The following is a 23260-nucleotide window of genomic DNA, read 5'->3' as shown; positions in this document are numbered from 1 at the left end:
CACCCATGTCCCGTCCGCGCCGCATGCTGGATGACCTCCCCGGCCCCTCCGGGCTGGGAGACACGCAGGACCCCACGCCTCGAGGACAGGGCGGGGATGGACCGCCCCCGGGCCCGCCCCAGACCCAGCGCGCGCTGCCCACGCCCTACGTCTGCTTCGCCATCATCGCGGGCGCGGTGGGGATGTTCGCCCTCAGCAGGTCCCTGGGCCGGCCGCTCGTCATCGACGGGACGAACTACGGCATTGTGGGGCCGCTGGCGCTCTACGGGCCGTGGGTCCAGGCGGGCGAGTACTGGCGCCTGCTGGGCATGGTGTTCGAGCACGGCGGGCCCATGCACCTGCTCTTCAACATGCTCGCCGTGTATTCGCTGGGCGCGTCGCTGGAGCGCGGCATCGGGAGCCTGAGGTTCCTGGGGCTGTCGCTCGTCACCGCGCTGGGCGGCTCCGCGTTCGCGCTCTTCTTCAACTTCGACACCGTGACGGTGGGCGCGTCCGGGATGATCCTCGGCTGGGGCGGCGCGATGCTGCCCATCCTCACCCAGCAGGGCCGCCGGGAGCACATGTTCTGGCTCGTGCAGGTGGCGGTCATCAGCCTGCTGCCCGGGGTGAGCTGGGCGGGGCACCTGGGCGGCTTCCTCTTCGGCCTGCCCTGCGGCATGGCCCTGCGCCTGGGCCCGAAGGTCTACGCGCGCGCCATCCCCGTCCTGCTGTTCATCGCCGCGGCGCTGGCCGTGGTCGCCGCCCATCCCGGGCGCCTTGGAGGCCTCTGACGATGGCTGAATCCCCCGTGCGCAGCGTCTGCGTCTTCTGTGGCTCGCGCTCCGGCGCGCGCGCCGAGTACCGCGAGGCCGCCACCAGGATGGGCGCCGCGCTGGCGAAGCGGGGCCTGACGCTCGTCTACGGCGGCGCCAGCGTGGGGCTGATGGGCGCGGTGGCGGACGCGGTCATCGCCAACGGCGGCAAGGCCGTGGGCGTGCTGCCCCACTTCATGGACGCGAAGGAGCTGGCCCACCCGCGGCTGACGGAGCTGCACCGGGTGGACTCCATGCACTCGCGCAAGGCGCTGATGGCCGAGCGCTCGGACGCCTTCGTCGCCCTGCCCGGCGGCTTCGGCACGCTGGATGAGCTCTTCGAGATCGTCACCTGGGCGCAGCTGGGCCTGCACAGGAAGCCCATGGGCCTGTTGGACGTGGACGGCTTCTTCCAGCCGCTGCTCGCGATGGCGAAGCAGATGGTGGACGCGGGCTTCGTCCCGGAGACGCAGGGCACGCCCTTCGCGGTGAATGCCTCGGCGGACGCGCTCCTGGACCGCCTGCTCGCGGGGCCCACGATGCCGCTCACGTCGAAGTGGCTGAAGGACGGCCAGCAGACCTGAGGACCGTCCTTCGCCGCGGTCTCAGCGCGCGTGGACCTTCAGCTCCGCGTTCCCCAGCGACGAGGCGACGCGGAGCATCACCTGCTCGGTGCCGTCCGGGATGACGGGCTGGCCGTTGGCGAAGGCCTTGGGGAAGCGCACGCGGTAGCCCACCCAGAAGAGGCTGGCGTACGGGTAGTAGGCGCGCACGTTGAGGTCCGCCCGGCCCAGGCGGCGGATCTCCGTGGGCGTGATTTCCCCCGCGGGCGTCACCAGCGCGATCCGCCAGATGCTGTTGCGGTGGGCGAAGTCGTCGTAGCGGTAGTCGTTGACGTGCACCGCCAGGAAGAACTCGTGGAACTTCGCCGCGTCGGCCTGTTCCTCTTCCAGCAGCTGCTCCACCTTCGCTGCGGGCAGCGTCTGGAAGATGGCGCGGCGGTGGATACGGGCCTCGCGGAAGGCGGGGGTCTGGAAGGTGGTCCCCGCGAAGACGCGCGTGTCGAAGCCGTCGTAGATCTCCTTGCGGTCCGAGTACCGGTCCAGCACCGAGAGGTAGGCGGACTCCTGCTTCGGATCATCCAGCGTGGGCGCGGGCTCCCCGACGACGGGGGGCGCGGTGGAGCAGCCACCCAGCGTGCCCAGCAGCACCGCGGCCACCAGCAGCCTTCTCACGGGATGAAGTCCTTGCGTGTGAACAGCGTGGTGAGGCGGTGGCCGGTGGCCTCCACGGCCTCGCGTCCACCCTCCAGCCGGTCCACCAGCGCGAAGGCGCCCAGCACCGTCAGGCCCTCCAGCTTCGCGCGTTCAATCGCCTTGAGCGTGGAGGCGCCCGTGGTGACGACATCCTCCACGATGGCCACCGGGGCGCCGGGGCCCAGCGCGGACAGGCCTTCAATCCACTGGCCGGTGCCGTGGCCCTTGGGCTCCTTGCGCACGATGAACGCATGCAGGGGCTTCTCGCCGCCCTCCAGGAAGCTGGTCAGGCTCACCGCGGACGCGAGCGGATCCGCGCCCAGCGTCAGGCCGCCCGCGGCCACCGCGGACGGAGCGTCGCGCCGGATGGCCTCCAGCAGCAGCCGGCCGATGAGGTAGTGGCCCTCGGCGAGCAGCGCCGTGCGCTTGCAGTCGATGTAGAAGTCCGACTCCTTGCCGGAGGAGAGCACCACGCGCCTGCGCTCGAAGGAGCGCTGCGTGAGCACCTCCAGGAGCCGGGCGCGGTCGCGTTCGAGCGTTTCCGCCATGGCCTACAGACCCTCCAGGTACGCCACCAACTGCGCCGAGTAGCGTAGCTGCATCAGCAACTCCGCCTTGCGCGATTCGTCCAGCGCGGCGAACACGTCCGCGAGCAGCGACAGGTCCTGGTTGAGGGCGCCCATGCGCTGCGCGACGTCCACCGCCAGTTCGTCCGCGTCGATCTCCTCCTCGACGCCCTCCGGGGCCAGCGTCTCCTCGGTGGCGAGCGCCTTCTCCAGCATGTCGCGCACCGGCGCCGTCAGTCGGCCTTCGGTTTCCAGCGACTCGCGCTTGGCCTCCAGCACGTCGTGCTCCACCGGCGAGGCGTGGATGGCCTCCGCCAGGGACAACAGGAGCGCGTCCTCGTCGGACAGCTCCTCGTGCACGCGCACCTGGACCTGGTCGCGCTTGAGGAAGCGCAGCGCCGCCACGCGCCGGAAGCCGCAGATGAGCTGGTAGCGGTCCTCTCCACGCGGGCGCACGTCCACCGGGAACAACTGGCCCAGCCGCGCCAGGTCCGTCGCCAGCTCGGACACGTCGCCCTCGTCCCGCAGGCGGAAGGTGGTGTCCTCCTCCAGTCGCTCCAGCGGCAGCACCATCGCCGTCACCTGTCCCATCACGCGCGGCTCGATGGCCTGCGCGTGGGGCTCCCCTTCCGAAGTCGCCGCGCCGTCGTTGGCGCCCTGTTCCGAACCGTCTCCGGAGCCCGTGGAGCCCGCGTCCTCCTGGCTCGCACGGCTCGCCACGTCCCAGATGCCGGAGCTCAGCAGCGCGTCGTCCGCGCCCGACACCGGACCGGAGCGCGGCTCCTCCAGCACGTCCTTCGCCTCGCCGCCACCGTCGCTGCCCGTCCCGGACGCGTCCTGGACGCTCTCGCCCGAGGACAGCTCCACGTAGCGGCCGGGGCCTTGAGAGGCCTCCGCGCCACTCCCCGTGCCCTCTCCCTGCCCGGCCGCGTCCGCTCCGCCCTGCCCACCAGCCGCGCTGGAATCCGTCCCGGCCTCCGCGTCGCGGGCCTCGCTGGCGTCCGAGCGGCTGCCCTCGCCACCGGCCGCGCTGACAGCAGGGCTGTGCGAGAAGCCGTGGCCCTCGCCATCGGCCGAGCTCGCGTCGGAGCCACTGGCAGCGCCCGTGTCGGAACCCTGGCCCCCAGCGCTGGCCTCGGTCGCGCTCGCGGCGGCCTGCCCACCCTCTCCGGGCAGGTCGGTCTGGGCCCCACCCGCTTCAGCCTGGGGGGCACCTTCCGGCGTCACGTCTCCACTCGCGCCCTCGCCATGCTTCGGCGCGGACGCGTCACTCACGCCCTCCTGCTGGGACGGCGTCGCGTTCTCTCCAGGTGTGCCCGGCATCCCTTCCTGTCCCTCGGCCCTGTGCTCGGCGTCCATGGTGGCACCCCCGGTTGTTCCACCCGCGCGCCGCCGGAAACGACGGCGCGGCGGGCGGGCTCTAACGGGACTTCTTCACCACGACCTTCTTCTTCGCGCCAGCACCCATCACGCGGGGAACGGGCGCGCCAGCACTGCTCGCCTGCTCAGTGGCTGCCGGACGCGGCGGCTCCGGAGCCCGGGTCGTGGTGGCGGCGGGCGGCGGGGGCGGCGGCAGCGGCTTGGCCGACGGACGGGCCACGACGGTGGCCGGCGCCGTCGTCGCGGGCTGCGTGCGCGCGGGAGGCGGGGGCGGCGTCGGGGCGGCGCGCGGCGGGGCGGCCGGCGGCGTCGGAGGACGCGGCGGGGTGGCGCCCGGACGCACCGTGGGACGCGTCACCGCCTGGGGGCGGGCCACGGCGGGGCGCTCGGACGGCAGCCGGCCCGGTTCCACGTCGCCCATGTCCACGCGGCCGCGGAAGCTGGCGCCGTCCACGATGATGACGCGGGGGGCGCGGATGTCGCCCACCATGCGGCCTTCGCGGGTGAGCTCCACGCTCTCCGTGGCGTTGATGTTGCCCACCACCACGCCGCTGACGATGGCGTTCTTCACCGCCACGTTGGCCTTCACCACGCCGGACGGCTCCACGATGAGGGTGCGGCTGAGGGTGAGCTCACCCTCGACGCGCCCGCGGACCGTGAGGTCCTCGTCACCCGTGAGCCGACCGCTGATGAGGATGGAGGGCCCCACCACGGTGTTGTCGACGGTGTTGCCTGCAAGATCCTTCGCGGTGGCCACGGATCAGCGCTCCTTCATGTCCATGTCGACGTTGCCCTTGAAGGAGGCACCGTCGGCGATGAGGATGCGCGGGGCCTTGATGTCGCCCACCACGCGGCAGTCCGTCTTCAGCTCGACCTTGTCGCTGGCGGCGATGTTGCCCGTCACGCGGCCGGCGATCTCCACGTTCTGCGTCTCGATGTCCGCCTCGACGACGCCCGAGCCCTCCACGTAGAGGCTCTCCTTGAGGGAGATCTTCCCCTTCACGGTGCCCTGGATGACCAGGTCCTCGTCACCGGAAATCTCCCCGTCGATGACGATGCTCGAGCCAATGATCGTATTCGCCATGAGTGTGTCCGCCTTCTCGAAGCTGTGCGCGTGGGGGGCCGTGAGCCGGTCCCCGGTGGATGCTAGATGTCGTCCGGCAACTTCACGTCCATCTCGATGGAGCCGTTGAACACGGCGCCGTCCTCGATGATGACCCGCGGGGCCTTGATGTCGCCCGCGACCTTCGCCGAGGCGTTGATGGCCACGCGCGTGGAGGCGTCGATGTTGCCGCTCGCCTCGCCGTTGATGGTCAGTTCCTCGGCGCGGATGTCCGCCTGCACCTTGCCGGTGCCTTCGATGGTGAGGTGGTTCTTCAGGGCGATCTGCCCCTCCACACGCCCTTCGATGACCAGGTCCCCTCCGCCCGTGAGGTTGCCCCTGATGACGATGCCCTTGCCAATGATGCCCGTTTCACCCTGTGCCATGAGGTGATCCTCGCCAGCGCCTGCTCCAGTGGGAGCGGGGCGACCTGATTATGTCAGAGATGCGCGGAGATCCAGCCGGAGATGTCCTGGAACACCGTCGCGCGGTCCCGCTCGTTGAGCGGCTCGTGCCGCATGCCGGGGTACTCCTTGAACTTCTTGTCCGCCGTCCCCGCCGCCTCGAAGAACGCCCGCGCCGCCGCCGGCAGCGCCACCCCGTCCTCCTGGCCGCACAGCACGAACAGCGGCACTTGAATCTTCGGCGCCAGAGAGAGCGTCTGCGCCTGGGCGGCCGTGGACTCCACGAACCAGCGGGGCGTGGCGAAGGGCACGTACAGCGGGTCCGCCCCGACTGCTTTCTGGATCTCCGGGTCGGTGCTGAGCATCTCCGGGGCCAGGCCGGAGGGGACCTTCATCCACGGCACCACGGAGCCCACCATGCGCGCGGCGAGCACCTTCGCGGCCGGCGGGTTGATGGCCAGCTTGAGGTAGGGCGCGGAGAGGATGGCGCCGGAGAGGCCCTCCAGCCGCCCGGCCAGGGCGTGCGCGGCCATCAGGCCGCCGTGGCTGTGGGCCAGGAGGAAGATCTTCTCGTTGCCCGCGGCCTTGCGCACGCGCTGCCAGAAGCCGTCCAGGTCGTCGAGGAACTCGGTCCACTTCGCGGCGTAGGCGCGCCGGCCGTCCGCGCGGCCGTGGCCCCGGTAGTCGAAGCCGTGCACGGCGAAGCCGTCCTGGACCAGCGCGTCGATGACGGGGCGGTAGCGGCCGATGTGGTCGCCGTAGCCGTGGACGATGGCGACGTGGGCGCGGGGGGCCGCGTCCGGCAGGTCCAGCGTCCAGAACAGCCGGGTGTTGTCCTTCCCGGTGAAGAAGCCTTCGTCGTGGCGGGCCATGGGCCCGGGACCTTAGCGGCCCGGCGCGGTCGAGGGTAGCGCCTTCAACTTGCGCTCCAGGGTGGCGCGCTGGTCCGCGGGCTCGGCGGCCTCCGGCTCCAGCGTCAGCACCTCCAGCGCGCGCTTCCAGGTCCGGACGGCATCCGGGGCGCGGCCCGCCTTGAGGTACGCGTCCCCCAGGTGCTCCAGGATCGCGGGGTCGTCCGGGGAGAGCGCCACCGCGCGCTCCAGGACCTCCACGGCCTTCTTCGCGTCGCCGCGCTGGTAGAGCACCCACCCCAGCGAGTCCACGTAGGCCCCGTTGTCCGGCCGGAGCGCCAGCGCGCGGCGCACCAGCCGCTCCGCCTCGTCCAGGTCCCGGCCCCGCTGAGCCATCACGTAACCCATGAAGTTCAGCGCGGAGGAATGGTCCGGCTTCAGCGCGAGCACCGCCCGCATGCGCGACAGCGCCCCCGGCACGTCGCCCTGGCGCTCCAGGAGGGTGGCCAGGGCGAACTGCAGGTCCTGGTTCCTCGGCGCCTTCGCCACGGCGTCCCGCAAGAGCGCGAGCGCGTCCGAGGCCCGGCCCTGGCGCTCCAGCAGGCTTGCCAGCGCGTCATACGCCAGCGCCCCGCCCTCCCCCGCCAGCGCCTCGCGCAGCACGCCCTCCGCCTTCGCCGCGTCCCCGCCGCGCTCCAGCGCCCGGGCGTAGCCGACGCGCACCTCCACGTCGTCCGGCGCCTCCGACATGGCGGCGCGGTAGAGCGCCAGCGCTCGCGGGTGGTCTCCCACCAGCGACAGGCAGCGGGCCTGGCGCACGCGAGCGTCCGGGAACACCTCCGAGTCCGGAGGCACGCCCGCGAAGTCCTGGGCGGCGGTGGCGAAGCCGCGGGTCCTCTCCGCGACGAGGCCGGCGTAGTACGCGAGGCGGGGCTCGTCCGGCGCGTCCTTGCGCGCGGCGTCCAGCACCTCCTTCGCGGCGGCCGGCTCTCCGGAGGCCAGGTAGCTGAAGGCCACGCGCACGGCCAGCTCCGGCGATGCGGAGAGCGACAACAGCCGGTCGAAGTACGCCCGCGCCCGCGTCGCCGACCCGCCCTTCAGCGCGGCACGGCCCGCGGACAGCAGCACCTCGCGGCTGTCTGGATCCGCCTCCAGCGCGCGGGCCAGCGCGTCCTCCGCCTCCTTCGGCCGGCCGGAGTCCTCGTAGAGCCGGGCCAGCGTGGACCACACCTCCACGTCACCCGGGTCGCGCTCGGAGGCCCTCACGAGCAGGCGCTCGGCGCGGTGCGCGTCGCCACGCTCGGCCAGGACGAGCCCCAGCCGCCGGTAGCCGGAGGCCTCTCCCGGCAGCGCGTGAGCCAGTGATTCCACGACCTTCACCGCTTCGTCGGGGGCCTTCGCGTCCAGGTACAGCTGCGACAGGACGAGGTACGCCTCCGGCTCGCGGGGACGCAGGGACACCGCGCGGCGCAGGTGCTGCTTCGCGCGCGCCGTGCGGCCGGACTCCAGCAGCACCCGGCCCAGCAGCACGTGGGCGGCGTAGTGTGTGGGGGCCTTCTCCACGGCCTTGCGCAGCTCGCGTTCGGCGCGCACCAGGTCGCCCAGGCGCGCGTACTCCTCGCCCAGTTGGGTGAGCAGGGTCGGGTTGCCGTCGTCGGTGGCGAGCGCCAGCCGCAGCTCGTCCACCGAGGCCCGGTGGTTGCCCTCCAGGTGCATCAGCCGCGCCTGGAGGTAGTGCGCGTAGCTGGCGGACGACGCGGACGGCTCGTCGTCGCGGCTGCTCGCGTCCATGGCCTCGCGCATCGCCTCGCGGTCGACGTGCGGGGCCGGGGCCCTCCTCGCGGGCGCGGCCCCCGAACCTCCGGCGGCCAGCGCGAGGCACATCACGGCGGCACGGCTGAGGAGCGGGAGCGGACGCACGCGGGCTAGTGGACCTCGGGAGGGGGCGCTCCCAGCTTCTCCAGCAGCTTCTCCACCGGATCGCTGTCCTGGCTGACGTCCGCCATGGCGGCCCGGTACTCGATGGAGGTCACCTGCTCCACGTCCGGCATCAGGCGGTTGATGACGGTGCGCGCCGCGTCCGCGTTGCACTCGGGCAGCACCACCGCGAAGACGCCCTGCCCCAGGTGGGCGATGGCGTCCGGGTGGCGCACGCGCTTGCGCATCACATCCCCCATGTTGGACGGCATCACCTCCAGCTCGCGGTCCGGACGGAGCACCGCCAGCGTGAGGGCGCGGTGGTAGCGGCGGCTGCGGGCCACCTCCTGCTCCAGCCGCAGCAGCAGGCCCCGGCGATCATGCAACCCCGTCACGGGGTCGCTGCCGGTGCGGCGCTGGAGCGAGTTCGTCTTGGTGTCCTGCTCCTTCTCGCCCTGACGCAGCTTGAGCGCGCGCTCGGTGCGGTTGAGCAGCTCCACCGCGTTGAAGGGCTTGGCCATGTAGTCCACCGCGCCCAGGTTGAGCGCGCGGACCTTGTCGGCCACGCCCTGGTGGGCGGACAGGAGGATGACCGGGATGTGCGCCGTGTCCGACGAGGACTTGAGCGCCATGGCCGCGTCCAGGCCGTCCAGCTTGGGCAGGAACACGTCCATCACCACCAGGTCCGGACGGGACGCCCTCGCCTTCGCCAGGCCCTCCGCGCCGTCGCGCGCCACCTCCACGCGGTACTTCGAGCGCAGGACCTCCGACAGCACCGCCGCGATCTCCGGCTCGTCCTCCACCACCAGCACGCGCGGCTGCTCGGGGGCGGCGCCGGGCGCGGGCTGCGGCCGGGGGTTGCGCGCGGCCTCCTGCGCCAGGGGCAGCGTGAAGACGAAGGTGCAGCCGCCGTCGGCCGGGCTCTCCGCCCAGATTTCACCGCCGTGCAGCTCCACGAACTCCTTGCAGATGGCCAGCCCCAGCCCCGTGCCCTTGGGCCCGTGGCGGTAGCGGTCGAACACGAGGTGCAGTTCGTCCGGCGGGATGCCCACGCCGTTGTCGCTCACCATCACGCGCACCGCGTCGCCGTCCGGCCGCGACAGCCGCTGCGTGCGCACCACCACCACGCCCGGGTCGCTGGCGTGCTGGATGGCGTTGCTGATGAGGTTCTGCAGCACCTCGTGCAGCTTCACCTCGTCGCCGATGAGCATCAGGCTGTCGGGGCACTCGGAGCGCAGCGACACGGCCTTCTCCGCCGCCAGGATCTCCAGCTCCGCCACGGCGTCGCGGCACAGCTGCGCCACGTCCAGCACGCGGGGCTCGATGGAGAGGCGCGCCGCCTCCCCCTTGCCCTTCTCCAGCAGGGACTCGACCAGGGTGAGGATCTTCCGGCCCTGGCGGATCATCGCCTCCGCGGACTGCTTCTGCTGCGTCTCCAGCGGCCCTTCCAGCAGCAGCCGGCCGTGGCCCAGGAGCACCTGGAGCGGCGCGCGCAGGTCGTGGCTGCACACCGCGATGATCTCATCCTTGAGGCGATTGAGTTCCTTGAGGCGGCGGTTCGCGTCGTTGAGCTCGCGGTAGCGCTCCACGTACGCCAGCTCCAGGTCCTCGCGCTTCTTCTTCACCGCCGTGTGCAGGCGCGCGTTGCGGATGGAGTTGGCGAGCACGCCCGCCACGGCCTCCGCGAACTCCTGTTCGTCGCGCCCGATGGACGCCTCGCCCTTGGACACGCGCAGGAAGAGCGCGCCCAACAGGTCGTCCTGGCAGATGAGCGGCTGCACCAGGATGGACTTCACGCCCTGCGGCAACAGCGACGTGCGCACCTCCGCCATCAGCGGGTCGCGCTGCGCCTCTTCAATCAGCACGGGCTGCCGCGTCTCCAGCGCGCGGCGCAGCTCCGGGTAGCGCGCCACCTCGATGTCCAGTTGGACGAGGCTCGGGTCCTCCTGCGTCGCGACGACCGTGGCCGTGCGCGCGTGGCTGCCCTCCACCAGCACCACGGAGCAGCGGTCCGTGCCCGTCACCTGGCCGACCTTCTCCACCGCGATGCGGAGGATCTCCTCCAGCTCCAGCGAGCTGGTGGCCGCCTGGGTGATTTCGAGCAGCATGCCCATGCGCATCCGGATGCGCTCCTCGCGCTCCTTGAGCCGCCAGGCGCGCAGGGCGGACTCCAGCCGGGGCACCAGCTCATCCGCGCCGCGCACGAAGTCGTCCACCGCCAGCCGCTTGAAGGCCTCCGCCGAGCGCGCGCGGCCCTGATCCACCAGCACCGGCAGGCGCTGGAGCTTGTCCGTCTTGCGCACCGTCTCCAGCAACTCCGCCGCCCGCTTGGCCGTCACGGCCAGGAGCACCACCTCCGGCTGGAGCTGATCCACCATCTCCGCCAGCCCGGTCTCCCGTTCCGTGGAGGCGCACTGGTAGCCACTCGCCGTGAGCCGCTCCACCAGCGCGTCACCCGCGGCCTTCGCCGCGAGCACGAGCACCCGCCCCCGCTGCTCAGACGACAACATCTCAATCCTCACGGCGCGCCTCCGCCCCGCCCAGACAAGGAACGACGTCGCGGAAACCCGTTGGGTGCGAAAGGGGTCATGGTCGATTCCGGATCATGCCGTCTAACCCGTCCGCGGGCCAGCGGTTGAACGGGGCTCTCCTCAAGCGAGAGAGGTGGGAAAAGGCGCGCGACGTATACCCCGGACCGGTGTTCTTCCTCCGGAATCCCGCACGCGCGTGACGGTCCGGTGACTGGAAACTGCTCGCCCGGCCCTTGTAGCGGCGGAATCCCACGAAAACAGCCAGACTGTCACTTTCTTCCCGTACCACCCTTAGTGTCCGGCCGGAGGCAGGGTGGGCGGGCAGGCACCGCACGGGGATTTTCGGGGATCCCGCGATCAGGATTCCGGGGGAAAGGGTTGGGACGTGGCCCCGCCCGCTTCCCGAGGGAGCGCGGTAGAGTGCGAAACCATGCACTCCGTCCCTTCGCGCCCGTTCGCGCCGCGGGCCTTCCTGGCCTCGCTGACCCTCTGTGCTTCCGTGTTCGCCGCCTGTGGTGGTGACAAGCCGGCCCCCACTCCGGACCCGCCGACGGTGACGCTCACCGTGCCTCAGCCCAACACGGCGGCTCCGTCGCTGACGGTGCGGGTCATCGTGTCCGGGTGTGACGCCGTGTCGCAGGTGGACATCTACGACCGGGACACGTTCTTGAAGACCGTGCCCTACACCAGCGGGTCCATGGACTTCGAGCTGGCCGCGAATGAAATCAAGTACACGCGCGGCCTCGCCGTGGGCCTGTCGCTCAACGCGCGGGCGACGTGCTCGGACGGCCGGACGAACGTGTCCCAGCCGCAGGCGGCCACGTTCCTGCCGGTGACGAAGGTCATCAAGGATCCGGACCCCAACGGCCAGGTGGTGACGGACTTCTTCATCGCCGAGAGCAGCGGCACGAACGTCGCCTTCATCGGGTGCGGCAACCCCACCACGGGCTCCGGCACGCTCTTCCGCGTGGACTCGGCGGGCGTGGTGCGCAACTCGGTGGAGATGGGCATCCCGTGCAGTTCCTCCACGGTCATCACCAGCATCAATAGTCAGACTGGCAAGCGGTGGGTGTGGACGCCGGGCTCGGGCGCCGTGGCGGTGGACGCCAACTTCGCCATCACCGGCCGCACCGCGCCCACGTACAAGCTGCAGAACCTGTCCGTGATGGCCAACGGCGACGCGCTGGTGAACGACCTGTACACGGTGTCGCGCCTCAAGCACACGGCGTCCGGCGGCTCCTTCCAGTGGACGTTCGAGAACGCGCCGCTGCAGCCCATCACCCCGCCCAAGGAGAAGGGCCAGCAGGTGCTGGTGGCCTACCCGACGGACGCGGGTGGCGGCGGGAACACGCTGCAGATCGAGATCGCCACCCTGGACGCGAACGCCACGAGCGCGGACCTCCAGCCGGTGAGCACGCGGGTCATCTACAAGTACAACGGCCTCATCAGCGCGCCGCCGCCCGCGTCGTTCAGCGTGGATGGCTCCACGCTCTACATGTCCTTCGACTTCGCCAACAACCAGTCGCGCATCGAGGCCTGCTCCACGGAGGCCGCGGGCTGCGAGGGCACCGCGTACCGCTGGTCCAGCACCACGTTCCCGGTGTCCATCCGCTTCATCTTGCCGTACTCGGCCGGTTCGCGGCTGGCGGCCATTGGCGACCAGCGCGTGTGGTTCCTGGACTCGGTGAACGGCATCGTCACCAACAAGGGTGGCACGTCCGTGGACGCGTCCGGGCAGCTGCGCATCCTCCAGGTGCAGCTGGGCCAGCCGACGAGCCCGGAGTTCTACCTGCTCACCGGCCCGAACGTGGCGGGCGCCCTGCCCCAGGAGATCGTCGCGGTGGACTCCGCCGAAAAGGGCGAGCTGTTCCGCTACGAGGTCTCCAGCAGCCTGTCCTGCTCCGTAGATGACAGCGGGCGGCTGTGGATGCGCGTGGGCAACAACCTGGTCCAGGCCCTCACGCTGCCCGAGTACCGCGCCGTCAAGCCGTGACGGCGGGCCTCAGGGCCTGTCGGCGACGAGGAGCGCTTCCACGTTGCCGGCGGGCCCGGGCACGGGTGAGTCCATCACCCCGCGCACGCTGAGCCCGTGCTCGCGCACGAAGGCCGTCACGGTGTCGATGGCGTCCTGACGCGCCGCCGGGTCGCGCACCACGCCGCCCTTGCCCACGCGCTCCGGGCCCACCTCGAACTGGGGCTTCACCAGGGCGATGAGCAGCCCGCCCGGCGAGAGGAACGGCAGCACCGACGGCAGCACCTGCGTGAGCGAGATGAAGCTCACGTCGATGACGACCACGCCCACCTTCTCCGGCAGGTCCTCGTCCGTGAGGTAGCGCGCGTTGACCCGCTCGCGGGAGCGCACGCGTGGGTCCACGCGCAGCTTCTCGTGCAGTTGGCCGTAGCCCACGTCGATGGCGTGCACCCGCACCGCGCCGTGCTGGAGCAGGCAGTCGGTGAAGCCGCCGGTGCTGGCGCCGATGTCCGCGCCCACGCGGCCCGTCACGTCCAGGCCGAAGCGGTCCATGGCCGCCTTCAGCTTGAGGCCGCCGCGCGACACGTACGGCAGCACCTCGCCCTTGAGGCGCAGCTCGGCCTCCACGGGGACGAGGGAGCCGGGCTTGTCCACGCGCTGATCCGCCACCACCACCTGGCCGGCGAGGATGAGCGCCTGGGCCTTGGTGCGGGACTCGGCGAGCCCGCGCTCCACCACCAGCACGTCCAGGCGTTCCTTCTTCGGCTTCACCGGCGCTCCTCTCCCAGCAGCGCACGGCCCGCTCTGCGCAGGCCCGCCGCGTCCAGTCCCAGCTGCGTGCGCTGCACCCGCGCGTCCCCGTGCGGCAGGAAGACATCCGGCATGCCCAGGAGCGTCACCCGGGGGGACACGCCGGACGCGGCGTACAGCTCCAGCACCGCGCTGCCCAGGCCGCCCCGGACGGTGCCCTCCTCCGCCACCACCACGTGCCCGCCCGCCGCGGCCTCCAGCAGCGCGGCCTCATCCAGAGGCCACGCCCGGCGCGCGTCCAGCACGCTCCAGTCCGGCTCGGACCGGGCGGCCTCCAGCGCGGACAGGCCCAGCGGTCCCAGCGTCACCAGCGTCAGCCGTGAGCCGGCCACGCGCTTCAACCAGCGGGCGCCCGGTAGGGAGAACGCGGCCGGCGCCATCCGCGAGGCCGTGAAGCCCATGCCCCCTACCGAGCCAGCGCGCGTGTCGTGAGTCGGCTGCCCGGCCGAGGCCGGTCCCGGCGCCTCCGCTCCGCTTCGTGCCAGCTCCGGCGGGAGGTCCGGCAACGTGCCTCGCGGGAAGCGCAGCACGGAGGGCCCATTTGACTGGAGCGCGGTGGCGAGCATGGGCCCCAGGTCCTCTCCCACCACCGGGGCCCACTGCGTGAGGCCCGGCAGCGGCCGGAGGAAGGACACGTCGTAGGCGCCCTGGTGCGTGGCGCCGTCCGCGCCCACGAGCCCCGCCCGGTCCACCGCGAAGACGACGGGCAGCCCCGGCAGGCACACGTCGTGGACCACCTGGTCATACGCGCGCTGGAGGAAGGTGGAGTAGATGACGCAGACCGGCTTCGCGCCCGCGGCGGCCAGCCCCGCGCAGAACGTCACCGCGTGCTGCTCCGCGATGCCCACGTCGTGCACGCGGTCCGGGAAGCGCGCCTTCAAGCCCGTGAGCGCGCTGCCCTCCAGCATCGCGGGCGTCACGGCCACCACGCGCGGGTCGCGCTCCAGCGCATCTCCCAGCACCTGGGCGAAGGCCTCGCTGAACGTGGGCCGTCCTCCACGCGAGCGCACCAGCTTGCCGTCGCGCCACTCGTAGGGCCCCATCGCGTGGCCGCGCGTCTGCTCGTCCGCCTCCGCGGGCGGGAAGCCGCGCCCCTTCTTCGTCAGCGCGTGCACCACCACCGGGCGCGATGACGCCTTCGCCTCGCGCAGCGCCCGCGTGAGCGCGCCCAGGTCGTGCCCGTCCACCGGGCCCAGGTAGGTGAAGCCCAGCGACTCGAAGAAGGCGCGGGCGTTGCGCGTGCGCAGGAGCGCGGGGATGGCGCCCACGTTCGCGCTGATGGACATCTGGTTGTCGTTGAGCACCACCACGAGCGGCAGCGGGCTGCCCCCCGCGTTGTTGAGCCCCTCGAAGCTCAGGCCCCCGGTGAGCGCGCCGTCGCCCACCACCGCCACCACGTGGCCCGTGTGGCCCAGCTGCCGCCGGCCGGAGAGCAGCCCCAGCGCCGCGGAGATGGCCGTGCACGCGTGCCCGGCCGCCAGCGCGTCATGGTGGCTTTCGCGCGGGTCCAGGAACGGCGCGATGCCATCCGCCTGCCGCAGCGTGTGCATCCGGTCGCGCCGGCCGGTGAGCAGCTTGTGCGCGTACGCCTGGTGCCCCACGTCGAAGAGGAGCGCGTCCTGCGGCGTGTGGAAGACGCGGTGCAGGGCCACGATCAACTCGACCGCGCCCAGCGACGCGCCCAGGTGACCGCCCACGCGGCCGCACGTGGTGATGATGGCCTCGCGCAGCGCCTCGCACAGGCCGGGCAGCGCGTCCTCGGAGAGAGCGCGCACATCCGCGGGAGACGCGACACCGGACAGCACGTCCGCCATCAGGACTTCCGCTCCACCGAGTAGCGCGCCAGCGCCGCGAGCGGACCGTCCACGCCCTCCAGCGGGCGCACCGCGGCTTCCGCCCGGGCCACCAGCTCGTCGGCCATGCGGCGGGACTCGTCCAGCCCCACCACCGCCGGGAAGGTGAAGCGCCCGGCCTCCGCGTCCGCGCCCACCGGCTTGCCCATGGCCTCCGCGCTGGAGGTCACGTCCAGCACGTCGTCGGCGATCTGGAAGGCCAGGCCCACCGCCTCGCCGTACGTCACCGCGCTCGCCAGCGCCGCCGCGTCGCCTCCGGCCGCCAGCACGCCCATCCGGCACGCCGCGAGGATGAGCGCGCCCGTCTTCATCCGGTGCAGCCGCAGGAGATAGTCGAGCGCCGCGGCCCGGTCCGCCGCGATGTCCAGCACCTGCCCGCCCACCATGCCGCTCGCGCCCGCCGCGCGCGCCAGCTCCGCGCACAGGATGCCGCGCACCGGCTCCGGCCCCGAGGCGAGCACGTGGAAGGCCTCCGTCAACAGCCCGTCCCCGGCCAGCAGCGCCATCGGCTCGCCGTACACCTTGTGGTTCGTGGGCCGGCCCCGGCGAAGGTCGTCGTTGTCCAGGCAGGGCAGGTCGTCGTGCACCAGCGAATAGGTGTGCACGTACTCCAGCGCGCAGGCCGCGTCCGCCACCACGGTGTTCTTGGTGCTCGCCCTGGCCACCGCGTCCGCGAACGCCAGGCACAGCACCGGGCGCAGGCGCTTGCCGCCCGCGAGCAGCGAGTAGCGCATGGCCTCCGCCAGCCGGGGCGGCGTGCCCGCGGGGCCCAGGCGGTCCGCGCGTTCGAGCAGGAGCGCCTCCACCCGCGCCTGGTGCGTGCGCATGAAGGGTTCCAGGTTGAATGCGGCCATCGGCGTCAGGGCTCCTTCGCCACGTCGGCGGGGATGAGTTGGCGGATGCGATTGACGAGCGCGTCCAGCTCCAGCGGCTTCACGAAGTAGTCGGCCGCGCCGACCTCCATGCCGCGCCGCTTGTCCTCCGGGTCTCCGCGCCCGCTGATGAAGATGATGGGGATGTCCCGGAACTGCTTGTTCTGCTTCACGGCCTGGCACAGCTCGAAGCCGTTGATCCAGGACATGTTCACGTCCAGGAGGATGGCATGCGGCCGGTGCAGCTCCAGCGACGCGACGAGCCGCAGGCCATTGGCCGCAGACATGACCTCGAACCCCTCGGCCCCCAGGGCCTCGGCGAGCAGCTCGCGCGTGTCGCGGTCGTCATCGACAATCGTAATCTTCGGCTTCGACATGCCCGGCCTCCGCCCTTCCCCAGCTGATGCCTAGAACGGGACATCGTCCTCCGGTGGCGGACGCGCCTGCGCGCTCGTCCGGGGGGCGGCCTGGGGAGCGGGACGCGCCGCCACCGCCAGCGGCGCCACCACGTCCTGGCCGTCCTCGTCCACCAGCAGCTGTTCGATTCGCTGCTCGGCCTCCGTGAGCAGCTTCTCGCCCCGGCGGACGAGGCGGATGCCCTCCTCGAACGCCTTGAGCGACTCTTCCAACGACAGGTCGCCGCTTTCCAGCCGCGCCACCGTCTCTTCCAGGCGCGACACCACGTCCCCGTACTGCTCCGGAGCGGGCTCCACCTTGGGGTTCTTGTCCGACTTCGCCACGGCCATCCACCTCCCCGAGCGGGGCGCGGAATGTAGAGGGTGGCCCGCTAGCAGTCCACCGGGCCTTTCAGGCTGGTAACGGTCGCTTCGATTTCTTCACACCCACCCAGGGTTTTCGCCCCGTGGGCCGCCAGCTTGATGCCCAGCACGTCCCCCACCACCACGTCCGCCATGGAGCGCACCACGACGCCGTCCCGCTGGCGGAACGTCACCGCGTAGCCTCGGGACATCACCTTCAGGGGGCTCAAGGCGTCCAGGCGGCCCCCCAACCGTCCGAAGTGCGTCTGCGCGGACGCCAGCATGCCCCGCTGCAGCTCCAGGAGCCGCGAGCGGGCCTGGGCCACCTTCGCCCGCTCGGCCGCCACCCGCGCCGTGGGGGATTGCCGCTCCAGCCCCAGCCGCGCGTCCGCCAGCGCGCCCCGCCGCCGGGACACGCCCGCGCGCGCCGCCTCCGACAGGCGCATGGCCAGCTTCAGCAGGTGCGCCCGCTGCTCCGACAGCCGTGTCTGGGGCCGCGCCCGCTGCAGCCGCTCCTGCAAGGCGCGCAGCGTCTCCCGGTCCTGACGCGCGCGGGGGCGCAGCACGCGCATCATCGCCTCCACCTGTTCGGACAAATGCAGGCGCTGGTGGTTCACCTCGCGGCGAGGGTCCGGCAGCCGCGCGCGGAGCTGGCCCTGGCGCTCGCGCAGCTCCAGCACCCGGCGCTCCATGGCCCGGCGCAGACGGCCGGACTGCGTGGCCAGCGTCAGCTCCAGGTCCGCGAGCACCGGCGCCAGCCGCTCCGCCGCCGCGCTGGGCGTGGGCGCGCGCAGGTCCGCGACGAAGTCGGAGATGGTGAAGTCGATTTCATGGCCGATGGCGGACACCACCGGCACCGGCGAGGCGAAGATGGCGCGCGCCACCCGCTCCTCGTTGAACGTCCAGAGGTCCTCCACGGAGCCTCCGCCGCGCGTCACGACGATGACGTCCACGTCGGTGCGCGAGAGCCGCTCGATGGCCCGCGCCACGTCCTCCGCGGAGCCCTCTCCCTGCACGCGCGCGTCCGCCAGCAGCACGCCCAGCCGGGGGTTGCGCGAGTGCAACACGCGCAGGAAATCCTGGAGCGCCGCGCCGGTGCGGCTGGTCACGACGCCGATGCGCCGGGGCAGGAACGGCACGGGCCGGGGCGGCCGCACGCGCCGGTCGCCGATGAGCCCCTCCGCCGCCAGCCGCTGCTTGAGCTGCTCGAACGCGAGCGCCAGCGCCCCCTCGCCCACTGGCTCCAGCCGGGACACGATGAGGCTGTAGCGGCCCTGCGGCTCGTACAGGTCGACGCTGCCCTCGGCCACCACCTCCATGCCGTCGCGCAGCGCGAAGCGGATCCGCGACGCCATGGACGCCCACACCTTCGCGTCGATGGAGGCGTCCGAGTCCTTGAGCGTGAAGTACCAGTGGCCGCGCGCGTTGGCGCCGCGGAAGCTGGACACCTCGCCGCGCACCATCACGCGCGGGAAGCGCGACTCCACCGTCTGCTTGATCTGCCGGGTGAGCTCGCCCACCGACAGCACCGTGCGCTCCGGGCGCGGCGGCGGCGTGACGGCGGCCGGGGGCGGCGCGGCGATCTCCGCCACCGGCGCGGCCGGGGGAGCCGGAGGCGGCTTGCCCGTGCTGGCGGTCTTCGCCGGCGCGGGACGCAAGGGGGGTAGCAGCGACGTGCCGAACAGGTCGCCCTGCCCCGGCTCGTCGGCCGGGGGAGGCTCCATCCCCTTGCGCTTCTTCATCGCGACAGCTTCTCGACCCAGCCCTGGGCCTTGCCGTGCAGTTCGTCGTCCGGCGGCGTCATCGCGACGACGTCGCGGAACTTGGGCAGCGCGTCCTCCGGGCTGGAGTCCTTGATGGAGTAGGCCTGCATGTACAGGTCCTTCGCCTTGCCCTTGAGGTCGTTGACGATGTTGGCGGCGCCCGCGTGGCTGGGGTCCGCCTGGAGCGCGCGGCGGGCGAACTCCATGGCGCGCGACCACTGGCCGGCGGCCTTCGCGCCCGCAGCGCTCTTGTAATAGATGTTGCCCGCGCGGGTGCCCGCGTTGCGCGCCATCTTGCTCGTGCGCCCGTCGGTGATGTCCTTGTCCAGCGCGAGCAGGCGGGTGAGGCCCTTGGCGTCCAGGTCCTCCAGCTTCTTGTAGAGGTTGCCGAACTCCGTCATCTGCGCCATCAGCTGCTTGCACTGGGCCGTCTTGGCCGAGCACGCGTTGAGGATGGCCACCGCGCCGGTGATGTCCGCGTCGCGGAAGCGGTCCACCGCGGGCTCCCACGGCTTGGGCGCCGCGGCCACGCGCACCGGGTCCGGACGCGTCAGGTCCGCGATGACGCGCACGGCGTCGTCATTCACGAGCTTGCCGTCGCGGTGCTCGGGGAAGGTCGCGAGCACGTCGTCGGTGATGGCCTTGGCCTGCTGCACGCTCTCCAGCTGGCGGGTGTCCAGGAGCCGCTTGGCCTCCTTCGTGCGCGTGTCGGCGGCGTCCGCCAGGTTCTTGCGCGCCGTCTTCAGCTGCTCGTAGAGCTGGGTGTCGGTCGTCACCTTGTCGATGGACGCCTTCGCGTTCGCCAGCTCGCCCTTGTCCAGCGCCGCCTTGGCCGTGCTCAGGTGGTTCTGGTTGGGAATCTCCCGCTCGGCGGCCTTCAGGTAGTCCGCCACGCCGGGGTAGTCCGGCGCCTGCGCGTGGAGCTCCTCCAGCTTCGCCTTGGCCTGCTGCCACTGGCCCTCGCGCACCAGGTTCTTGGCCTCCTGGAAGAGGCCACCCAGCTGCTCGCGGTAGCTGCGCTGCTCCGCCTCGATGCGGCCCTGCTCCTCCGCCTGGGCACGCATGCGCGAGCGCGCGACGCCCAGGCCCGCGAAGAGCAGCACCAGCACGGCGGCGCCCGCGAGCTTGATCCGCAGGCGCTTCTTCTGCATCTCCGGCGTGAGCTCCGCGGCGGCGGCGGCACGCGACGTCTGCGGGCGCGCGCGGCCTTCCCGGGCGGGACGCGCGGGCACGGCCGAGGCACCGCGGCCCGCCGAGGACGGACGGGGCCGGGGGCTGGAGGGGGCCTGCACCTTGGCGGTGCTGTTGGCGGTGTCCTCGTAGCGCAGCTCCGAGTCGCCCAGCGTGATGACGTCGCCGTTGGCGAGGAGCGTCTCCTCGGCGATGGGCTCGCCGTTGACGATGGTGCCGTTGCCGGAGCCCATGTCACTGACCATCCAGCCGGCGGACTCCTTGCGCAGCGTCACGTGCTTGCGGGAGACGGACGTGTCCTGGATGCAGATGGGGTTGTCGGTGGAGCGGCCGACCGTGTACTCGAGCTCGGAGAGCGCGAACTCCTCGCCCTCCATGGGGCCGGCGACGACGACGAGCTTCGCGGGACGGGCCGCGGCGGCACCGGCGGTCGACCGGCGGACCGGCGCGCGCGATCCGGTCCCGGAGGAGGGCGTGCCAGATGTAGGCCGTCGGCGAGCGGGGGGAGGTGCGTTCGACATGGGGTCACCGCGTCCTGCTGAGGGGGGCACGGGCCCTAAAGCTCGTGCTCATAGGCTTTTTCCAGCGCGAGATTGTGGCAGCGATGCTCGGCCGTAGGGAAGCGTCTCCGTACGTCTTCCAGGGTCGCGACCGCATCCCGTCGGCTGCGGAACTGAACCGCCCGCTGGAACTGCATCATCAGCTGGCTGCACCGGTGGTCCAGCTCCGTTGAAATCTGGGCGATCCGCTCCCGGACGTCCTCGTAGAGCTCCGGCTTGTCGTCCAGCGCTTCCAGGGTGATCCACGCGGCGCGGTACTCCCGCCACGCCTTGAACAGGTTCTCCGCGCCCACGTCCTTGAGTTCGTAGAAGCGGGCCCCTGCCTTCGCGGCCTCGCGGGCGGAGGTGATCAGCTGATCCGGCGGCGCCTCGGGCACCGGGATGATCTCCAGCCGCAGGTTCCAGATGCGCCACGGGTCGCGGCCGGGCGGGTTGAGGGCGTTGTCGAAGAGGAGCTGGTTGTTGGCGTTGCGGCGCAGGAGGCTGGGCGGGAGGATCTGCTCCAGCTCGCGCTCGGCCGTCTGGGCAGTGTCCGGGGGAACCCAGCCCAGGGACACGCCGTTGAGGGACAGGTTGACCTCGTCCCGGGCGATGTTGCTGGCCTGGTAGTGCAGCACCGCCACGGCGCGCGTGGGGGACACGAAGCGGAAGTCGAAGAGCTTGTCGTCGGCGTGGACCCAGCGCACGCCCTCCCCCAGGCCGAAGGAGTCCGGCACCGGATCCATGCCCAGCTGGAAGGGTTCGCGGCCCGGGAGCCGGATGGCCGAGGGGGCCGCGAGCGCCACGAGCAGCGTCAACACGCCCAGCACGGCCACGGCCGCCAGCGACGCGAGGCCGATCCGCTTGGGCAATGACTGGCGCTGCCAGAAGAGGACGAACTGGCCCTGGAGCGACCGGGCCAGTTGACGCCGCCTGCGGGCCTTGTCGGCGGCGGACGAGGGCTCGACCTTCGCGACGACCGTCACCGGGCCGTTGGGCGCGGGCTGGATGAAGGAGTCCTCCGCGCCGGCCGGCACGGGCTGGGTGGCGTCGCCCTCCACATCCGGAGCGGGCACGTGGGCCAGCACGGGGGCTTCGCCCGGCAGCGGGCCGGGGTCCAGGGTCGGGGCCGGCGCGCCCCGGTCCCGGCCGGCGAACGTCACGGGCTCCGGCGAAGGCGGCGGGACAGGAGGGCTCCAGACGGGAGCAGGCGCCACGGGGCCGGGCGCGACCTGCCCCGAGAAGGTGCCAGAGGCCCGGGTCTCCTCGGGGGCCGCGGAGAGGTCATCGTCCTGGCCGACGAAGGTCGAGGGCTCGCTGGAGTCGACCGCGGGGGCGGCGATCGCGACGCGGACCGGAGGGGCCACGAGCGGACGGACCGGGGTGATGGGCCGCAGGTCGAGGACGGTCCGCTCCTCGGGCTCCTCCATCACCGGCGGCAGCAGCGCGGGCGAGGCCTCCTGCGGCGGCGGTGCGTCTTGGACGGGTGGCGCTTCCGGGGTCGCCGGAATCGCCATCAGCGTGCGCTCCTCGGGCTCGTCCAGCTCCGGAGCGGGCAGCACGGGGGGCGGCGCGGCGGCGAACCCGGGCGAGTCCACCGTGGAGATCGCCATCAGCGTGCGCTCCTCGGGCTCGTCCGGCTCCGGAGCGGGCAGCACGGGGGGCGGCGCGGCGGCGAACCCGGGCGAGTCCACCGTGGAGATCGCCATCAGCGTGCGCTCCTCGGGCTCATCCGGCACCACGGGGGCCAGGGCCACGGGAGGCCGTGCGGGCGGCGGCGGAGCGATGAGCCCCGGCGGCGACATCAACGGCAGGCCGGGCGCGGAGGCCGCGGTGCCCCGGGCCGCCGGAGCAGCGGACGAGCCAAGGCCTGGCGAGGGCGAACCGACACCGGGAAGGTTCGCGACGGAGTTCCGCTTCGCGGCAGCCGCTGGCTCGACGGGGGCTGGAGCGGAGGGTGCCGTCCGCCCAGGGACGCCTGCCGCGGGAAGTTCGATCGCGGTGGGGTGCGAAGGCTCCGAGGCTGCCTCCAGCAAGGACGACCGGCCCGGGCCTGAGGCCCCGACCGCCGCCAGTCCCGGCCCTGAGGCCCGGACGGAGGCGGAAGCTCCCGAAGCCTTGTTCGCGGCCGAGGCGCTCGGCACCGGGGGGCCAGCAGGAGCCTTGGCCGGAGCGGAGGCCCCCAACACCGGGGGGCCCACGGGAGTCCTGGCCTGCGCTCCCGGCGCGGAAGCCCCCAACACGGGAGGCGCGGCGGGAACCTTGCCCGAAGCAGCCGACGCGGAAGCGCCCAGTGCAGGCGGACTCGCGGGAACCTTGCCCGACGCAGCAGAGGCCGAGGCACCCAACGCAGGCGCAAGTGCCGGAACCTTGCCCGAAGCAGCCGATGCCGAGGCACCCAACGCAGGCGCAACTGCCGAAACCTTGCCCGAAGCAGCCGATGCCGAGGCACCCAACGCAGGCGCAAGTGCCGGAACCTTGCCCGACCCAGCCGATGCGGAAGCGCCCAGCGCAGGCGGACTCGCAGGAACCTTGCCCGAAGCAGACGATGCGGCAGCGCCCAGCACAGGCGGACTCGCGGGAACCTTGCCCGACGCAGCCGATGCGGCAGCGCCCAGCGCAGGCGGACTCGCGGGAACCTTGCCCGACGAAGCAGAGGCCGAGGCGCCCAACGCAGGCGGACTCGCGGGAACCTTGCCCGACG

20 protein-coding genes are annotated in these 23260 nt (G+C 72.4%); 3 read left to right on the top strand and 17 right to left on the bottom strand.

Going from position 1 to position 23260, the window contains the following annotated elements:
* The first annotated feature begins 5 nt into the window (after positions 1 to 5).
* Both JYJ93_RS18930 and JYJ93_RS18925 read left to right on the top strand, forming a co-directional pair.
* A complete protein-coding gene (locus tag JYJ93_RS18930) occupies positions 6 to 770 on the top strand; it encodes a rhomboid family intramembrane serine protease (protein WP_206793249.1) in 765 nt (254 codons plus the stop codon).
* A 2-nt stretch (positions 771 to 772) separates the two neighbouring features.
* Positions 773 to 1375 (top strand): TIGR00730 family Rossman fold protein, encoded by a 603-nt coding sequence (locus JYJ93_RS18925; RefSeq protein WP_206793247.1) that lies wholly within the window; start codon positions 773 to 775, stop codon positions 1373 to 1375.
* Positions 1376 to 1396: 21 nt separating this feature from the next.
* On the opposite strand, the gene JYJ93_RS18920 is transcribed toward JYJ93_RS18925, so the two are convergent.
* The 9 genes from JYJ93_RS18920 to JYJ93_RS18880 all read right to left on the bottom strand — a co-directional run bounded on the left by JYJ93_RS18920 (position 1397) and on the right by JYJ93_RS18880 (position 10774).
* Complete coding sequence (locus JYJ93_RS18920) at positions 1397 to 2026, bottom strand: hypothetical protein (RefSeq protein ID WP_206793245.1); 630 nt, start codon at positions 2024 to 2026, stop codon at positions 1397 to 1399.
* Complete coding sequence (gene pyrE, locus JYJ93_RS18915) at positions 2023 to 2595, bottom strand: orotate phosphoribosyltransferase (protein WP_206793242.1); 573 nt, start codon at positions 2593 to 2595, stop codon at positions 2023 to 2025. Before pyrE ends, JYJ93_RS18920 begins: the two co-directional genes overlap by 4 nt.
* 3 nt (positions 2596 to 2598) lie before the next feature.
* Positions 2599 to 3972, bottom strand: a complete 1374-nt coding sequence (locus JYJ93_RS18910) for a ParB N-terminal domain-containing protein (RefSeq protein WP_206793240.1) — start codon at positions 3970 to 3972, stop codon at positions 2599 to 2601.
* A 61-nt stretch (positions 3973 to 4033) separates the two neighbouring features.
* Positions 4034 to 4750 (bottom strand): polymer-forming cytoskeletal protein, encoded by a 717-nt coding sequence (locus tag JYJ93_RS18905; RefSeq protein WP_206793238.1) that lies wholly within the window; start codon positions 4748 to 4750, stop codon positions 4034 to 4036.
* Positions 4751 to 4753: 3 nt separating this feature from the next.
* Positions 4754 to 5077, bottom strand: coding sequence for a polymer-forming cytoskeletal protein (locus JYJ93_RS18900; protein ID WP_120565586.1), 324 nt, complete (start codon positions 5075 to 5077; stop codon positions 4754 to 4756).
* Between the two features lie 62 nt (positions 5078 to 5139).
* Positions 5140 to 5481, bottom strand: a complete 342-nt coding sequence (gene bacN / locus JYJ93_RS18895; protein WP_014397642.1) for a bactofilin BacN — start codon at positions 5479 to 5481, stop codon at positions 5140 to 5142.
* Positions 5482 to 5534: 53 nt separating this feature from the next.
* Entirely contained in the window at positions 5535 to 6371 is an 837-nt protein-coding gene (locus JYJ93_RS18890; RefSeq protein ID WP_206793236.1) for an alpha/beta hydrolase, read from the bottom strand.
* Positions 6372 to 6383: 12 nt separating this feature from the next.
* Positions 6384 to 8270 carry a tetratricopeptide repeat protein gene (locus tag JYJ93_RS18885; protein ID WP_330166740.1) on the bottom strand — a complete coding sequence of 629 codons (1887 nt, stop codon included), beginning with the start codon at positions 8268 to 8270 and terminating at the stop codon, positions 6384 to 6386.
* Positions 8271 to 8275: 5 nt separating this feature from the next.
* On the bottom strand, positions 8276 to 10774 hold the full coding sequence (locus JYJ93_RS18880) for an ATP-binding protein (RefSeq protein WP_206800361.1): 2499 nt from the start codon (positions 10772 to 10774) through the stop codon (positions 8276 to 8278).
* A gap of 454 nt (positions 10775 to 11228) precedes the next feature.
* Here JYJ93_RS18880 and JYJ93_RS18875 point away from each other — a divergent pair, with 454 nt between their 5' ends.
* Positions 11229 to 12791 (top strand): hypothetical protein, encoded by a 1563-nt coding sequence (locus JYJ93_RS18875; protein ID WP_206793234.1) that lies wholly within the window; start codon positions 11229 to 11231, stop codon positions 12789 to 12791.
* A 9-nt stretch (positions 12792 to 12800) separates the two neighbouring features.
* On the opposite strand, the gene JYJ93_RS18870 is transcribed toward JYJ93_RS18875, so the two are convergent.
* The 8 genes from JYJ93_RS18870 to JYJ93_RS18835 are packed head-to-tail and all read right to left on the bottom strand — an operon-like array spanning position 12801 to position 22313.
* Positions 12801 to 13541, bottom strand: coding sequence for a TlyA family RNA methyltransferase (locus JYJ93_RS18870; RefSeq protein WP_206793232.1), 741 nt, complete (start codon positions 13539 to 13541; stop codon positions 12801 to 12803).
* The gene (locus JYJ93_RS18865) at positions 13538 to 15394 is read right to left on the bottom strand and encodes a 1-deoxy-D-xylulose-5-phosphate synthase (RefSeq protein ID WP_206793230.1); all 1857 of its coding nucleotides are present in this window, start codon (positions 15392 to 15394) and stop codon (positions 13538 to 13540) included. Before JYJ93_RS18865 ends, JYJ93_RS18870 begins: the two co-directional genes overlap by 4 nt.
* Positions 15394 to 16287, bottom strand: coding sequence for a polyprenyl synthetase family protein (locus JYJ93_RS18860; RefSeq protein ID WP_206793228.1), 894 nt, complete (start codon positions 16285 to 16287; stop codon positions 15394 to 15396). Before JYJ93_RS18860 ends, JYJ93_RS18865 begins: the two co-directional genes overlap by 1 nt.
* Positions 16288 to 16292: 5 nt before the next feature.
* Positions 16293 to 16682, bottom strand: coding sequence for a response regulator (locus JYJ93_RS18855; protein ID WP_206793226.1), 390 nt, complete (start codon positions 16680 to 16682; stop codon positions 16293 to 16295).
* 30 nt (positions 16683 to 16712) lie between these two features.
* Positions 16713 to 17051, bottom strand: a complete 339-nt coding sequence (gene xseB / locus JYJ93_RS18850) for an exodeoxyribonuclease VII small subunit (RefSeq protein WP_206793224.1) — start codon at positions 17049 to 17051, stop codon at positions 16713 to 16715.
* A gap of 41 nt (positions 17052 to 17092) precedes the next feature.
* Positions 17093 to 18805 (bottom strand): exodeoxyribonuclease VII large subunit, encoded by a 1713-nt coding sequence (gene xseA, locus JYJ93_RS18845; RefSeq protein ID WP_206793222.1) that lies wholly within the window; start codon positions 18803 to 18805, stop codon positions 17093 to 17095.
* Positions 18802 to 20538 carry an FHA domain-containing protein gene (locus JYJ93_RS18840; RefSeq protein ID WP_242543856.1) on the bottom strand — a complete coding sequence of 579 codons (1737 nt, stop codon included), beginning with the start codon at positions 20536 to 20538 and terminating at the stop codon, positions 18802 to 18804. The genes xseA and JYJ93_RS18840 overlap by 4 nt, the downstream gene beginning before the upstream one ends.
* A 35-nt stretch (positions 20539 to 20573) precedes the next feature.
* Positions 20574 to 22313: a hypothetical protein gene (locus JYJ93_RS18835; RefSeq protein ID WP_206793220.1), complete on the bottom strand. Its 1740-nt coding sequence runs from the start codon at positions 22311 to 22313 to the stop codon at positions 20574 to 20576.
* Between the last annotated feature and the right edge of the window lie 947 nt (positions 22314 to 23260).

The organism is Corallococcus sp. NCSPR001, assembly GCF_017309135.1.
GTDB lineage: Bacteria > Myxococcota > Myxococcia > Myxococcales > Myxococcaceae > Corallococcus.
Note: the sequence above shows the minus strand (reverse complement) of the source record. Positions and strands in the feature narration are given on the sequence as shown.